This is a genomic window from Bacillus sp. 220_BSPC, from assembly GCF_001054655.1.
In the GTDB taxonomy this organism is placed as follows: Bacteria; Bacillota; Bacilli; order Bacillales; family DSM-1321; genus Peribacillus; species Peribacillus frigoritolerans.
The window spans coordinates 1-14691 of sequence record NZ_JVPL01000310.1 but is presented as its reverse complement, the minus strand read 5'-3'; the positions used below and the strand labels follow the sequence as shown (position 1 = coordinate 14691).

Genomic DNA, 14691 nt, shown 5'->3' with positions numbered 1-14691 from the left:
GGCGCCGAGGAGGCTCCCGGACCGCCCGCGGAAAGCGAGTGCCTGGAGTGAAAATCAAAATTTTACACCGCCTCAAAAAAACTGTGGACAAAAGGATTTTATCTTTTAACACAAAGTTGATTGGAACGTAAGGTATGAGACTCCCCGGGAAAAGTGAATGCCTTAAGTGGAAATCAACGTTGTGATGAAGGTGATGCTTTGGGCAAATTGGTCCCTGAACATCATGTAGACCTGCAATTATTGATTTCCCGAAGATGATCGCCCAAATTAGACTTGCTAAACGTCCTTTAACCGAATGCACTTGCATTCGCTGAACTTCAAAAACGGGAATTATACTATTGTATAGTTCCCGTTTTTTCTTGCTTTTAAGAAAGAATCAAATGTGTGCCGGTCTCTTTAAACGAAGAGATGAAATCTTTAGGCAGATGATCGTCAGTAATGATGTAATCGATTTTATCAAGTGACGATATCCCGATGGTCACGTCTTTGCCGAACTTGGAGCTGTCAGCGGCAACAAAGACTTCTTGGGATAAATCAATGATTTTTTTTCGTGTGTTCGCTTCTTCTAAATTATAGTCGGATATGCCTTTTTCAACGGTTATGCCGCTCGCACAAATGAATGCTTTTGAAATATTCAATTCACTGAAGTTGAATAAGTAGTCGAATGCAACGATGGATTGTTCATTTCTCCTGACTTTCCCGCCTATGATCAATATCTCGATATCGCTATGAATGAGTTCATTTATAACAGGAATCGAACTGGTTATCACGGTCAGTTTCTTTTTCTGTTTTATATATTTAGCGATTTGATAGGTTGTCGAACCACTATCGATATAAATGCAATCACCATCGTCGATATACTCACTGCATTTTTGGGCGATGGTTTCCTTTTCTTCTAATTGACTGAACATCCTTTCATCTATCGTCGATTCCCCAAATTTCGATTGAACCAGCTTAACGCCTCCATAGATCTTTTCAATTTTTCCTTGCCTTGTAAGAAGGTTTATATCCCTTCTGATGGTTTCGATGGAAACTTGCATTTCTTCAGTAAGCTCGGCAATCTTCATCACTTTTCTAATCGTTAATAACTCGATGATCTTTTTTTGCCTTTCAAGAGGAAGCATAAGTTACACCCGCCTATTCTTCATATCTATCTTCCTGATATTCAGTTTAAGTGTACTGTTTACCGCGAACATATTCAACATATAGATGATAAAAATATCATTAGTTGGTCAACAGTTAGTATCAATTTAGTAAAGAGATGTTCAATATTTACAGAGTATTTACAAAAATCTCAAATTCGGTTTACAAAGGGCTTTTATACTAAGGGTGTATTAAAGGAGGTGAACGGTTTGCTAAAACTACAAAATATTAGCAAGCAATTCGATGGAAAATCAGTTTTGGATCATATAAATCTTGAAATTAAAACGGGGGAGATCGTTTCACTATTAGGACCAAGTGGAAGCGGCAAAACTACTTTATTACATATAATTTTGGGCTTGACGGGTATCAATCATGGAAAAATCATTTTCAATGATACCGATTTGAGTAACGTGCCCATGAAAGACCGGGGATTTAATATCGTTTTCCAGGATTACGCTCTTTTCCCGCATTTGAATGCCTATGAAAATATCGTTTATGGATTGAGGAACAGGAAGGGGTCCGTTTCCAAGGAAGAGCTTCAGGAATACATCGATTTCCTGGAATTAACGCCGCATTTGAAAAAAAGGATAAGTGAATTATCAGGGGGTCAGAAACAAAGGGTTTCGATCGCAAGGACTCTTGTAATGAAGCCGAAAATCCTCTTACTTGATGAGCCGCTGAGTGCTTTGGATGGTGTGATCAAGGAATCGATAAAGGAACGCATCAAATCCATTGCCCGCGAATTTAAGCTGACGACCATCATAGTGACTCATGACCCGGAAGAGGCTTTGACGATGTCGGATAAGATTTTGATCATTAATCAAGGTAATATTTCTCAATTTGGGTCGCCGCAAGAAATCATCAATCAGCCAGCCAATGATTTTGTTAAGGAATTCATTCTTAAACAGCTGGAGATAAAGAGAGAAAATATTTATAACTTATTCGGTGAAAAGTATGCCTGATGTAAAACCGGCAATGAGAATCATTTATATACCTATCTTACTACTATTTGCCGCTTTTCTTTTCTTGCCGCTTGGCATGTTGTTCGTCCGTTCTTTTGAAACGGCAGATGGAATCAATCTCACGAATTATCTAACGGTCCTTTCCAATGCTGAGCTGATGAAGTCATTTGGAAACAGTGTGAAAATCTCGGGACTCACAGCCGTCATTACGACCGTTTTAGCCTTTTTCCTGGCCTATTCCATCCATTGCACCCGATTATATAGGCCATTAAAAAGTGTAATTAAAACCGGGATCCTTATTCCGATGCTGCTTCCGACAATCACATTCGGGTTTGCGATCATCTACTCTTTCGGCAATCAAGGAATCATAACGAAGATTTTTGGAAGGAATCTCTTCGATATATATGGATTTAATGGATTATTGATAGGTTATGTGATCTATACATTGCCATCAGCTTTTCTTCTCATTAATAATTCCTTCAAGTACATGGATAAAAAGTTCATCATCGTCTCAAAATTAATGGGTGACGGAACGATAAGAAGTTTCTTGAATACGATCATACGGCCATTGTCAGGAACTTTAGGTGGAGCTTTTGTACTTTCCTTCATCTTGAGCTTCACCGATTTTGGGATACCGGCTTCGGTCGGCGGGACCTACTCCGTCGTTGCGACGCAATTGTATCAAGTCATGCTGGGTTCCATCCCTGATTTCAATAATGGCGCAGTGATTGCCATTCTCATGCTCATTCCGGTAGTATTCAGTGTTTTCCTATTAAACTATCTGGAAAAACTTAATTTTCATTATGACAAGTTCAGCGATATTGAATTGACGCAGCACAAAGGGAGGGATATCTGTTTTGGCGGTATTTCGGTGCTGGTCTTAATAGGAATGTTTTCTGTATTTGCAGTCATGTTCATTGCACCATTTTTAACTAGTTTCCCTTACGATCTCACCTTCACCTTAAAGCATTTTATCGACACATTCCAATCGAGCGATTTAACGGCAGTCTATAAAAACTCCTTATTCGTTGCCTTGATGACGGCCGTACTGGGAACGTTCATCGCCTTTAGCTCGGCGGTCTTGAATGTCAGGACGCCCCTTAAAGGGAAATCATCAATGGATGTCATTTCGATGCTGACGAATACAGTACCGGGAATGGTGTTGGGCTTATCGTATTTGCTGCTGTTCAACGGCAGCAGCTGGAAGGGGACCTTTGCCATCATCATTCTATGTAACATGGTCCACTTCTTTACGACACCCTATTTAATGGCGAAGAACTCTTTATCCAAAATGAACCCTGCTTGGGAAACCACCGGGAATTTATTGGGGGATAGCTGGATCGGGACAATCTATCGTGTCATTCTGCCTAACTCGGCATCTACGGTAATCGAGATGTTCAGCTACTATTTCATCAATAGTATGGTTACGATCAGCGGAATCATCTTTTTGGTCACGGCCCAAACCACATTAGTGGCCAGTAAAATTAAAGAGCTTCAGCATTTTGCCAAATTCAATGAAATATTCATCCTGTCTCTACTTATCTTTTTTACAAATCTAGTCGTGAAGCTGCTTTGTGATCATTATCAAAAAAGACAATTCAAACATTAATGAGGGGGATATTATGTCTAAAACGATCAAGATAGCCTTACTTTCTTTAGTTGCTCTAAGTTTGGTATTTGTATTGGTGGGCCGTAACAGCGGCAAAGCGGATGAGGAAAAGGTGGTCATTTATACGAATGGCGATGAAGAAGCCACTGCCGCAATGGAGACTTCGCTGAAGGATGCCGGATACGAAGGAAAATATGTCCTTCAATCATTAGGCTCATCTGAATTAGGAGGGAAACTGCTCGCAGAAGGAGATGAAATCGAGGCTGATGTCGTGACGATGAGTTCCTATTTCATTGAAAGCGCACAGGAACAGCACTCCATGTTCAAGGACCTGTCATTCAGTACAAAAGCATTGGAAAAAAAACCAGCCTATTATACACCGATTTTGGCCAATACCGGTTCCATTTTTGTGAATACGGAAGTGCTTAAACAAAAAGGCCTGCCGATGCCTACCTCGATTAAGGATTTAACAAAGCCGGAATATAAAGGGCTCGTTTCAATTCCTAATATCCTGGACTCTTCAACAGGGTGGCTGTTAGTTCAAGCAATAATCAGTCAATACGATGACGCAGAGGGCAAAAAGGTTCTCCATGATTTAATAGCAAATAGCGGTCCGCATCTTGAGAGCTCAGGTTCAGGCCCGATCAATAAAGTTCAAGCAGGGGAAGTGGCTGCCGGTTTTGGTTTACGTTATCAAGCCGTGATGGCTAAAGAGTCGGGCTTACCGATCAAATTCGTCGATCCGGCTGAGGGGAATTTCTCCTACACGGAATCCGTGGCTGTCGTGAATAAAGGTAATGAAGCTAAAACAAATTTAGCGATGAAAATGGCAGAAACGATCAGTAAAGATGCTAGAAAAGAACTGTTGAAACATTACCCGGTCGCACTTTATGAAGGTGAAAAGGTAACGGAAAAGAATAAACCGGCCCACCCTATGAAATTCAAGCAGCCCCTAACGGTCGAATTATTGAAACAGCACCAAGAGTTCTTTAAATCAGCACTATGATGAATACAGTGAGGAGTGAAGGAAAATGAATACCTATAAACTATTGACGCCTGGACCGCTGACCACTACAAGTACGGTGAAACAGGAAATGCTTGTTGACCGCTGCACATGGGAAAATGATTATAAGGAAATCACACAAAAAATCAGATCCCAGCTTCTTGAATTGGCATATGCTGCAAACGGAGAATATACGGCTGTACTTATGCAGGGAAGCGGCTCGTTTGTTGTAGAGTCTGTGCTGACGACTGCACTTTCAAAATCCGATAAAGTGCTGATCATTACGAATGGAGCATATGGAAAACGGATTGTGAAAATGGCGGAGTGCATCGGCCTGAATCATGTTGAATATGGCGTAGAGTACAATGAATATCCAAAGGAAGCTGAAATCCGGAACATTTTACTGGATGATCGCGACATCACACATATAGCGATGGTTCATTGTGAAACGACGACAGGGATTTTAAATCCGATAGAGATGGTTTCGAAGATATCAAACGAACAAGGAAAATCCTTGATCATTGATGCGATGAGCAGCTTTGGCGGAGTGGAGATGAATGTGCCTGAACTCGGAATTGATTATTTGATCAGCAGTGCGAATAAATGCATTCAAGGAATCCCTGGTTTTGGTTTCGTCATTGCAAAGCTTGAGAAATTGTTGGCTTGTGAAGGCAATGCCCGCAGTTTGTCCCTGGATTTATATGACCAGTGGAAAGAGATGGACAAGGATGGGAAATGGCGTTTCACATCTCCAACACATGTAGTGGCCGCGTTTGCTAAAGCGCTGGAAGAATTAACGGAAGAAGGCGGCATCCCAGCCAGATTCACCCGTTATAAAAATAATAATGATAGGCTGAGGGAGCTGATGGGGAAATTGGGCATTCATGCATACATCTCACCTGATAAACAATCGCCTATCATTACAACTTTCCTTTTTCCAACTGAAACCTTTGATTTTGGGGACTTCTACAATTTCATCAAAGAGAGGGGCTACGTAATTTACCCCGGAAAGCTGACTGACATAGATACATTCCGGATCGGCAATATTGGCGAAATCCATGAAGAAGATATCGAGGAACTTGGCAGGATCGTAGATAAATATATGAAAGTGGTGACAGTATGAATAAGGTAGAAGGAATCATTTTGGATTGGGCTGGAACAGCTGTGGATTTTGGATGTTTTGCACCAGTGAATGTTTTTGTGGATATTTTTAAGAATGCTGGACTGGACGTGACGATGGAGGAAGCCAGAGCTCCGATGGGCATGTTGAAAATCGACCATATTCGTGCGATGCTGACCATGCCAAGGATATCCTCGTTATGGGAGGAGCAATACGGAAGGCCATTCAATGAGGAAGACGTTGAAAAACTATATGCTGAATTCGAACCGGCGCTGATGATGTCATTGGCGGATTATACAGATCCCATTCCAGGGGTTATCGAGACGGTGGAAGCATTAAGGAATCGCGGCCTGAAGATTGGGTCGACAACGGGATATACGGATACAATGATGGAGGTCGTCACAGCAAATGCTTTGAGAAAAGGGTATGGGCCGGATTTCCATGTAACTCCGGATGCAACCCATTCGATTGGAAGGCCATATCCTTACATGATCTATCGGAATATGGAAAAATTGAAATTAGCGGCATCATGGAAGGTAGTGAAGGTAGGCGATACCATTTCCGATATGCAAGAGGGAGTGAATGCTGGGGTATGGTCGGTCGGAGTCATTGTCGGAAGCTCTGAGATGGGATTGAGTTTGGATGAGTATACAAGTTTGCCAGAAAGAGATAAACAAGAACTCATCTCTAAAACGGCAGATATCTTTTTCAATAACGGGGCAGACTTTACCATCAAAACGATGGAGGAACTGCCTGAACTCATAGATCATATCAACCTTCTAATAGCGGAAGGGAAAAGACCTCGTTCAAGCTAACATTCATCACAAAAAAAGTGCAGCATCTTTCATCCTTGAGTAGGGATGAAGGATGACAGCACTTTTTTTTCAATCTTATACATACGCGTGCAGGATTTTTTTTTTGAAATTTAACTCGACTGCTTATTGTAAAAAGTGAGAAAAGAGTGTACGATTAACTGAGAATGATAATCAATCACATTTGATTACCGGGGAGTGGACGTTGATGGAACAGCAGGATTTATTTGATGTAACGGTTATTGGGGGAGGTCCAGCAGGCCTTTACTCCACTTTCTATAGCGGACTTAGAGAAATGAAAGTTAAACTGATTGAATACCAGCCACGGCTGGGCGGGAAAATTCATGTCTATCCAGAGAAAATGATTTGGGATGTAGGAGGGCTGACACCGACTACTGGGGAAAAATTAATTGAGCAGCTAGTGGAGCAAGGTTTAACATTCAATCCAACAGTCGTCTTGAATGAGAAAGTGGAATCAATCACACGTAATGAAGAAGGCATCTTCGTTTTACATACGGCTTCAGGTCAGGTGCACTTTTCCAAGACGATCATTGTCGCGGTTGGCGGCGGAATCCTGAATCCGCAAAAGTTGGAAATAGACGGGGCAGAAAGGTTTGAAGTCTCCAATTTAAACTATACTGTCAAGTCTTTCAATCGTTTCAAGGATAAGGCGGTGATCATTTCAGGCGGCGGGAATTCTGCCATAGACTGGGCAAATGAATTAGAGCCCATTGCCAAAAAGGTGTACCTGACATACAGGAAAGATAGTTTAGCAGGACATGAATCACAAGCAAGGCAATTGATGGAAAGCTCTGCTGTTTGTTTCTTGAATACGACGATTACAAAATTGATCGCCTGCGACGATCATGAATCAATTGAGCATGTTGAACTGACGAATCACGCAACGGGAGAGGTATCTTACTTACCGATCGATGAAGTCATCATCAATCATGGTTATGAGCGTGATACATCGCTGCTTCGAAATAGTAAAGTGGACATTGCCATTGCCGACAACTATTATATTGAAGGTACTCCTTCAAGTGAATCCTCGATGGATGGAATATACGCTGCCGGTGATATCCTTAAGCATGAAGGTAAATTGAACCTGATAGCAGGAACTTTTCAAGATGCAGCAAATGCCGTAAACAAGGCAAAGCAATATATCCAGCCTGACGCTCACGGAGTGGGGATGGTTTCTTCCCATAATGAAATCTTTAAAAAGCGCAACAGGGAATTGATCAAGGAAATGATGAAACCGGCTGGGGTACTTTAAAGGGAGCGGATTTCTAAAGCAGTTGGAACTTCATTGAGGGTTTGTATAATCCGATCGGGGATTTTCACTCCAGGCACTCGCTCCGCGGGCGGTCCGGGAGCCTTCTCGGCGCTCTTTGCGCCTGCGGGGTCTCCCTTGGACACGCTTTTCCCGCAGGAGTCTCGAACACCCATCCAATCAACTGGGATGTTTTTTTTAGAAAAATTTTAGGCAAGCTGACTATTCTTCGAATTTTTCTACAGTTTAAAAGCTCCAGGGCCTCATTGGCCCTGGAGCTTTTAGTATCTTCGAAATTATAGAGATTCTTTAATGACCTTCTTGTAATGAAATACGGATAGGATCCCGAAGATCGAATACAGTGCCGTGTATAATGCCATGACGATGACCATCGGTGTCCAAACTTCGGTCCCGAAAAAGAACCATCCTGATTGGACTGCGAAATAACTGTGAAGCAGCCCGACGACTAAAGGAATGCCGAAATTGAAAACTTGTTTTGCTTGGATTCCTCTTAGTAAGTCACCACGCGTGAATCCTAGTTTTCTTAAAATCGTATAATTGGATTTTTCACCTTCACTTTCATCCATTTGCTTGAAATAAAGGATACAGCCGGATGTGATGAGGAAGGTTAATCCCAAGAAGCCGACGATGAACATCATAAGACCCATATTCTTCTTCTGGTTGGTGAAATTTTCTAATTGGGAATCATTTACATGTTCTTCTTTAAAATTCATTTTACTGAATAGATCATTCGCTTTTTCAAGTTCAGCTTCATCCTTCACATCTATGCCGATATTAACGGATGATACTTTTTGGATTTTAGGGTCGACATCCCTTTTCAAACGGTCGAATATCGTTTGGTCTACAATCGCAACGGGCAATCCGCCACTCGTGAAGTAATAGGACAGGAAGGTATCATCATTCAAACCCAAATATGTTTGCGGAATCACTTCATTTTTGCCCTTCAGTTCAATCTTTCCGGAATCCTTCAAGGATATGACCTTCTCCATCATACTACTGTATCCGCTGAAAAGGGTCTCATCTTCAGCAAGGTTGATTCCTTTAACGGATTCATCACTGATGACGGGAACGGTCATGATGTCCGAATCGAAGTTCACTCCTTCGAGGCTCGTTTCCATTATTTCCTTTACGTTGACATCCACTTGAATGACGTCAATCACCTTTGCGTCATAATCAATTTTACTGTCTGATAAAGCTTCTTTGAATGCATCTGCATCTCCCTTATCCGTCATCGAAAAATCGTTAGGGATACTGCTTTGTGCACTCTTCTCCGCAGAGTAGTAGGAGATATAGCTTAATGATAATAACCCGATCGCCAAAGCGGAAACGGTGGTGATGATCGTCAATAATATCGCATTCGATTTCATCCGGAACATGATGGATGAAAGGGACAATACTTCATTGATGTTCAAATAGCCATTTTTCTTTTTACGGATGATATTAAAGATGAAGCTTACGGATCCTTTATAGAATAGGTAAGTACCGATGATGACGGTTGCCAGAATGAAGACCATGGCCATGAAAAGCTCGGTCATATCTGAAAAAGCTCCATCGAATAATTTGGATGAAATGACATAGCCAGCAATGATCAGGGCGATCCCGAATATCCCGATGATCATTTCGAACATCGAAACTTTTTTCACTTTTCCTTCCGTCATGGAAGTCACTCTAAATAATGATAGAATGGTTTGCCTTTTAATGAAGGCATAATTCATCAACATGATCAAAAGATAGATGGCACTGAAAACGAGCAAGGTTTGCACTAGCGGCTGAAAAGAAAAGTTAAGAGTCGCGATTGCCTCGACACCCATTATTTTAAATAGGATCATGATGATCAATTTTGAAGCGGCAAACCCTACAAAGATTCCCAGAAATACGGAACAGAAATACAGGATCAGGTTTTCCACACTCAGGATACGGAATATCCTGTTCTTCGTCATGCCTATCAATTGGAATAAGCCAATTTCTTTACTGCGTCTTTTAATGAAAATGCTATTGGCATATAAAAGGAATATGGAAACAATCGCAACAAGCAGGATTGATGCAGCCTTGATGGAGGCGGCACCTTTTACCGTCCCCTCCGCTTTATCCAGCGCTGGGTCATATTGCAAGGTGACAAAGGCAAAGTACAGGGAAGCGCTGAAGATCAGGGCAAACACATACAGATAATAGTTCTTCAGATTCTTTTTCAGATTTCGCAAGATGAGTTGATTAATGCTCATTTTGAACCCCTCCCAATACACCTTGTGTTTTCATGATGTCCTTGAAGAAGGTTTGTCTGGATTCTTCACCTTTATTCAATTGGGTATAGATTTGTCCATCTTTAATGAAAATGACTCGGCTGCAATAACTGGCGGCCACGGGATCATGGGTTACCATGATGATGGTCGCTTTGTGCTTTTTATTCATTTCGCTCAGTTTGTTCAGTAAATCGGAAGCTGATTTGGAGTCAAGCGCCCCAGTCGGTTCATCCGCAAAAATGATGCTTGGATCATGGATGAAAGCCCGTGCTGCAGACGTACGCTGTTTTTGACCACCGGAAATTTCATTTGGGTATTTATCCTTCACTTCATATATGCCCAGTTCCTTCGCCACGCTATCAAACTTTTGTGCCGCTTCATTATTGGGCGTTTTTGTAATGGATAAAGGCAAAAGGATATTTTCTTTGACAGTCAATGTGTCCAATAGGTTATATTCCTGGAAAATGAAGCCCAAGTGGTTCTTACGGAATTCGGCCAAATTCTTTTCTTTCATCCCTGAAATCTCTTTACCATCGATTGTAATGGTGCCGTTGCTGATTTTATCGATCGAGGAAAGGACATTCAGCAAAGTCGTTTTTCCTGAACCGGAAGCACCCATGATACTTACGAATTCGCCTTCTTGTATGCTTATATCAAGACCCTTTAATACTTCTTGTTTATTGAATTTATTACCATAGCTTTTATGGATTTTTTTCGCTTCTAATATATTCATTTGGATACACTCCTTTTTTCTATATCCTCATTATAAAAGGCCATGTATTTCTTTTCCTTCGTTTGGACGAACAAAGAATAAAAGCATGTGACACTTTTGTCACATGCTTGTGATATTCACGAAATCATTTCTTTTTGGGAAGGTCAAGGTAACGGTCGTCCCGGTTCCAAGCACTGATTTCACATCAATGGAGATGAATAGGGACTCGGCCGCATTCTTGGTTAAATATAACCCCATGCCGGTTGCCGCATTGTCACGATGGTTTGTCGTGGATGTAAATCCTTTATCAAATATGCGGGTTAAATCCTTTGGGTCAATTCCCCGTCCGGAATCCTGCACTTCAAGAACCGTTTGTCCGGCTCGCTCATGGCTATAAATTGTGATATCTGAGTTTTCACTGTATTTAATGGAGTTGGTCAAGAGCTGCCTCATGATGAAGGCCAGCCATTTGGCATCACTAAGCACTTCGGTTACGTCCAATTGTATGTCGAAGCCGATTCCTTTTTGAATGCACCATGATCGCAGCGTTTTAATCTCATCAAAGATTATTGTTTCCAAATCGGTTTTCTCTATATACAAATCATTTTCGATGAAAGGCATGCGCCTTTGATGGAGCTGCTGATCAAGAAGAAGATGAATGCGCAGCCACTCATAAGTCAAGTGTGATTTCAGCAATTCATCATCCAAGCGGTCAATCATTAAATGCATCGCCGTCAATGGTGTCTTCACTTCATGAATCCAAGATAATAATTCATCCTTCTCCTGCTCTAAAGTCATTTGACCGATTGCAGCGGACTGCTTCAATAATTCAGTTTGGTTAATGATGCTGTTTTCTATGATTTTTTCGAAAGGGCTCTCTGGTTCGGCTATATTCGTTATATCCAGGTTGTCTTCCCTCACTTTTAAACTTTTATAAAAATACGTTTCTTTTTTATAGCGGAATATCAGAAACATACTGAATATGAGCAATGATAAAAAAACAATATACAGTATGGGCTTTAACGGAATGGCCGAATCAAGATAGGCCACAAAGATAATGAATAGATGAAGAAGGATGTAAAAGGTGATCCAGCTGAACCTTTCCACGAGATATTTTCTGATCATGCATTTGCCTCTTCTACGGCGATATAGCCCTGTCCGACTTTCGTTTCAATATAATGACCTAAACCCAGTTCATCCAACCTCTTTCGTAAACGGTTCACATTAACAGTAAGGGTGTTATCGCTTATAAAACGTTTGTCATCCCATAGGCTGTTGATCAATTCTTCGCGGCTTACGATCTTGTTTTTCTGTTCAATGAGCTTTTTCAAGATGAAAATTTCATTTTTCGTCAATTCGATTGTGCCCGTCTCGGCCGAAACCGTGTTCTTCTCGTAATCCACGGTGGCGCCGCACCAGGTTTTCAATTCGATCTTTTCCGTATTGTAATTATAGACACGGCGAAGGATGGCCTGTATCTTCGCGATGAGTACATCGAAATGAAAAGGCTTCTGGATAAAATCATCAGCTCCAAGCTGCATGGACATCACCATGTCCGTAGGATGATCACGTGATGATAAAAAGATGATGGGAACATTGGAATGGGACCGGATCATTCTGCACCAATGAAATCCATCAAACTTCGGCAACTGTATATCAATGATGACCAAATCAGGTTTTATGTCCGTGAATTCCTGAACCACCTTACTAAAATCGCCGATTCCGTAAATATCATAAGACCATTGCGCCAATCTATCTTTAATTTCATTGAATAACGTCGTATCATCTTCTATCAATAATAGTTTAAACAATGGGTTCACCGCACTTTCCAGCTTTTTCTTAAAAGTATATAGTAAAACCTTTATAGGTTCTAGAGGAGGGGAGGTAATAGACTACTGGTTGTGTGTAAACCATTATTATATTAAAATTGGCATAATGAATGGAGGAAGTGAATTTATGACTGATTTTCCTAATTGCCCTGCATGTGATTCAGAATATACATACGAAGACGGAAGTCTTTTTGTTTGCCCGGAATGCGCCCATGAGTGGACGGTGGAAGCGGAAAACGAAAATGGTGATCAAAAGAAGGTTATCAAAGATGCTAATGGAAACGCCTTGAATGATGGTGATACCGTTACGGTAATCAAGGACCTTAAAGTGAAAGGGAGCTCATCCGTTTTAAAAATGGGCACTAAAGTCAAAAGCATCCGTCTAGTTGATGGAGATCATGACATTGATTGCAAGATTGATGGTTTTGGTGCAATGAAATTAAAATCCCAATTTGTTAAAAAGGTATAATGATAAAAAACGGCCTAATCCATTGATTAGGCCGTTCTTTATTACGTTCCTTCTTAATAAACTTTGTCACCGTTAAAGATTGAATTCTTAACGACCACATAATCCACATTCCGGATGGCTTCCAACTTGGTACCGCCTGCATATGAAATGGATGACTGAAGATCTTGTTCCATTTCCTTCAACGTATCTTCCAAAGATCCTTTGTGCTCGACAAACATCTTTTTGCCTTCAACGTTTTTCTTTTCACCTTTTTGGAATTCAGAAGCTGAACCAAAGTATTCTTTAAAGGCCTTTCCATCTTTCTCGATCGTTTGACCTGGAGATTCTTCATGTCCGGCAAATAGTGAACCGATCATGACCATTGAAGCTCCAAATCTAACCGATTTGGCAATATCACCGTTCGTACGAATGCCGCCGTCGGCGATGATTGGCTTGCTTGCCGCTTTTGCACACCAGCGAAGTGCAGCTAATTGCCAGCCGCCCGTTCCAAATCCAGTCTTGATTTTAGTGATGCATACTTTTCCTGGTCCAATGCCCACCTTTGTAGCATCGGCACCGGCATGTTCCAATTCACGTACCGCTTCAGGAGTTCCCACATTTCCTGCAATGACAAAACTTTCAGGTAAATTTTTTTTAATATGCTGTATCATCTTTATCACGGCATTGGAATGTCCGTGTGCAATATCTATCGTAATGTATTCAGGTACAATGTTGTCATTCGATAATTGTTCGATGAAACCGTATTCTTCATCTTTAACGCCGACACTGATGGAAGCGATCAATTCTCTTGCATGCATGTCTTTAATGAAAGTCAGTCGTTTTTCTGGCTCAAAACGATGCATGACATAAAAGTAACCGTTTTCAGCCAAGTAAATGGCAATCTTTTCATCAATGATCGTTTGCATATTGGCAGGTACTACAGGTAACTTGAATGTATGTTTACCTAAAGTAACGGATGTATCACACTCAGAACGGCTATTTACTACACATTTTGCAGGAATTAATTGAATATCTTCATAATCAAACACGTTTTCCATGTTATGCACCTCTATATACGAATATTTTTGTCTTTTTTAATAAAAATTGTTCGCCCATTAGGTAATGTACATCATTTTTGACAGTAAGTCAAAATTTTTATTGGTTTTATTCTGATTTTATTTCAACTTGAAGGGAAATACGTAACAGGGTAGGGAGCTGAAAAGGACGAATGAACATGTTACTTGGGAACGATGATTTCCACTCCAGGCACTTGCTTTCCGCGGGCGGGTGGGAGCCTCCTCGGCACGCCTGCGGGGTCTCCCATGCCACGCTTTTCCCGCAGGAGTCTCGTACCTTCCGTTCCAATCACCTTTGTTTTATTTAGATAGAACCTTTTTGTTCACAAACAAGATAATAATTGTTTGCCGACAGCTTTTTTGTGGGTTTGTAAATGGGGAACGATGATTTCCACTTCAGGCACTCGCTTTCCGCGGGCGGGCGGGAGCCTCCTCGGCGCGCCTGC

At 41.3% G+C, this 14691-nt stretch carries 13 protein-coding genes; 7 read left to right on the top strand and 6 right to left on the bottom strand.

Annotated elements, in window-relative coordinates; all coding sequences use genetic code 11:
- Window positions 1–365 precede the first annotated feature (365 nt).
- On the bottom strand, window positions 366–1124 hold the full coding sequence (locus ADA55_RS26220; protein WP_048689394.1) for a DeoR/GlpR family DNA-binding transcription regulator: 759 nt from the start codon (window positions 1122–1124) through the stop codon (window positions 366–368).
- 228 nt (window positions 1125–1352) lie between these two features.
- Between ADA55_RS26220 and ADA55_RS26215 the strand changes: the two genes are divergently transcribed.
- The 6 genes from ADA55_RS26215 (at window position 1353) to ADA55_RS26190 (ending at window position 7922) form a co-directional block, all read left to right on the top strand.
- Window positions 1353–2105 carry an ABC transporter ATP-binding protein gene (locus ADA55_RS26215; protein ID WP_048689392.1) on the top strand — a complete coding sequence of 251 codons (753 nt, stop codon included), beginning with the start codon at window positions 1353–1355 and terminating at the stop codon, window positions 2103–2105.
- The gene (locus ADA55_RS26210) at window positions 2098–3714 is read left to right on the top strand and encodes an ABC transporter permease subunit (RefSeq protein ID WP_048689388.1); all 1617 of its coding nucleotides are present in this window, start codon (window positions 2098–2100) and stop codon (window positions 3712–3714) included. Before ADA55_RS26215 ends, ADA55_RS26210 begins: the two co-directional genes overlap by 8 nt.
- Window positions 3715–3727: 13 nt before the next feature.
- Entirely contained in the window at window positions 3728–4720 is a 993-nt protein-coding gene (locus ADA55_RS26205) for an extracellular solute-binding protein (protein WP_048689385.1), read from the top strand.
- A gap of 25 nt (window positions 4721–4745) precedes the next feature.
- The gene (gene phnW, locus ADA55_RS26200; protein WP_048689382.1) at window positions 4746–5840 is read left to right on the top strand and encodes a 2-aminoethylphosphonate--pyruvate transaminase; all 1095 of its coding nucleotides are present in this window, start codon (window positions 4746–4748) and stop codon (window positions 5838–5840) included.
- Window positions 5837–6652 (top strand): phosphonoacetaldehyde hydrolase, encoded by an 816-nt coding sequence (gene phnX, locus ADA55_RS26195; protein WP_048689381.1) that lies wholly within the window; start codon window positions 5837–5839, stop codon window positions 6650–6652. The genes phnW and phnX overlap by 4 nt, the downstream gene beginning before the upstream one ends.
- A 205-nt stretch (window positions 6653–6857) precedes the next feature.
- On the top strand, window positions 6858–7922 hold the full coding sequence (locus ADA55_RS26190) for an NAD(P)/FAD-dependent oxidoreductase (RefSeq protein ID WP_048689379.1): 1065 nt from the start codon (window positions 6858–6860) through the stop codon (window positions 7920–7922).
- Window positions 7923–8215: 293 nt separating this feature from the next.
- On the opposite strand, the gene ADA55_RS26185 is transcribed toward ADA55_RS26190, so the two are convergent.
- From ADA55_RS26185 to ADA55_RS26170, 4 genes are all read right to left on the bottom strand, one after another.
- Window positions 8216–10162 (bottom strand): FtsX-like permease family protein, encoded by a 1947-nt coding sequence (locus tag ADA55_RS26185; protein WP_048689376.1) that lies wholly within the window; start codon window positions 10160–10162, stop codon window positions 8216–8218.
- The gene (locus ADA55_RS26180) at window positions 10152–10913 is read right to left on the bottom strand and encodes an ABC transporter ATP-binding protein (protein ID WP_048689374.1); all 762 of its coding nucleotides are present in this window, start codon (window positions 10911–10913) and stop codon (window positions 10152–10154) included. The genes ADA55_RS26185 and ADA55_RS26180 overlap by 11 nt, the downstream gene beginning before the upstream one ends.
- A gap of 99 nt (window positions 10914–11012) precedes the next feature.
- A complete protein-coding gene (locus ADA55_RS26175; protein WP_048689371.1) occupies window positions 11013–12017 on the bottom strand; it encodes a sensor histidine kinase in 1005 nt (334 codons plus the stop codon).
- Window positions 12014–12703, bottom strand: coding sequence for a response regulator transcription factor (locus ADA55_RS26170; RefSeq protein ID WP_048689368.1), 690 nt, complete (start codon window positions 12701–12703; stop codon window positions 12014–12016). Before ADA55_RS26170 ends, ADA55_RS26175 begins: the two co-directional genes overlap by 4 nt.
- Window positions 12704–12848: 145 nt before the next feature.
- Here ADA55_RS26170 and ADA55_RS26165 point away from each other — a divergent pair, with 145 nt between their 5' ends.
- Complete coding sequence (locus ADA55_RS26165) at window positions 12849–13190, top strand: zinc ribbon domain-containing protein YjdM (RefSeq protein WP_048689365.1); 342 nt, start codon at window positions 12849–12851, stop codon at window positions 13188–13190.
- Window positions 13191–13243: 53 nt separating this feature from the next.
- Here the strand turns inward: ADA55_RS26165 and guaC are convergent, their stop codons facing one another.
- Window positions 13244–14227, bottom strand: a complete 984-nt coding sequence (gene guaC / locus ADA55_RS26160; RefSeq protein ID WP_048689363.1) for a GMP reductase — start codon at window positions 14225–14227, stop codon at window positions 13244–13246.
- Between the last annotated feature and the right edge of the window lie 464 nt (window positions 14228–14691).

Excerpts from the sequence above, each read along its gene's own strand:
- ADA55_RS26220 (WP_048689394.1), bottom strand. The coding sequence starts at position 1,124 with ATGCTTCCTCTTGAAAGGCAAAAAAAGATCATCGAGTTATTAACGATT.
- ADA55_RS26210 (WP_048689388.1), top strand. The coding sequence starts at position 2,098 with ATGCCTGATGTAAAACCGGCAATGAGAATCATTTATATACCTATCTTA.
- ADA55_RS26205 (WP_048689385.1), top strand. The coding sequence starts at position 3,728 with ATGTCTAAAACGATCAAGATAGCCTTACTTTCTTTAGTTGCTCTAAGT.
- phnW (WP_048689382.1), top strand. The coding sequence starts at position 4,746 with ATGAATACCTATAAACTATTGACGCCTGGACCGCTGACCACTACAAGT.
- phnX (WP_048689381.1), top strand. The coding sequence starts at position 5,837 with ATGAATAAGGTAGAAGGAATCATTTTGGATTGGGCTGGAACAGCTGTG.
- ADA55_RS26190 (WP_048689379.1), top strand. The coding sequence starts at position 6,858 with ATGGAACAGCAGGATTTATTTGATGTAACGGTTATTGGGGGAGGTCCA.
- ADA55_RS26185 (WP_048689376.1), bottom strand. The coding sequence starts at position 10,162 with ATGAGCATTAATCAACTCATCTTGCGAAATCTGAAAAAGAATCTGAAG.
- ADA55_RS26180 (WP_048689374.1), bottom strand. The coding sequence starts at position 10,913 with ATGAATATATTAGAAGCGAAAAAAATCCATAAAAGCTATGGTAATAAA.
- ADA55_RS26175 (WP_048689371.1), bottom strand. The coding sequence starts at position 12,017 with ATGATCAGAAAATATCTCGTGGAAAGGTTCAGCTGGATCACCTTTTAC.
- ADA55_RS26165 (WP_048689365.1), top strand. The coding sequence starts at position 12,849 with ATGACTGATTTTCCTAATTGCCCTGCATGTGATTCAGAATATACATAC.
- guaC (WP_048689363.1), bottom strand. The coding sequence starts at position 14,227 with ATGGAAAACGTGTTTGATTATGAAGATATTCAATTAATTCCTGCAAAA.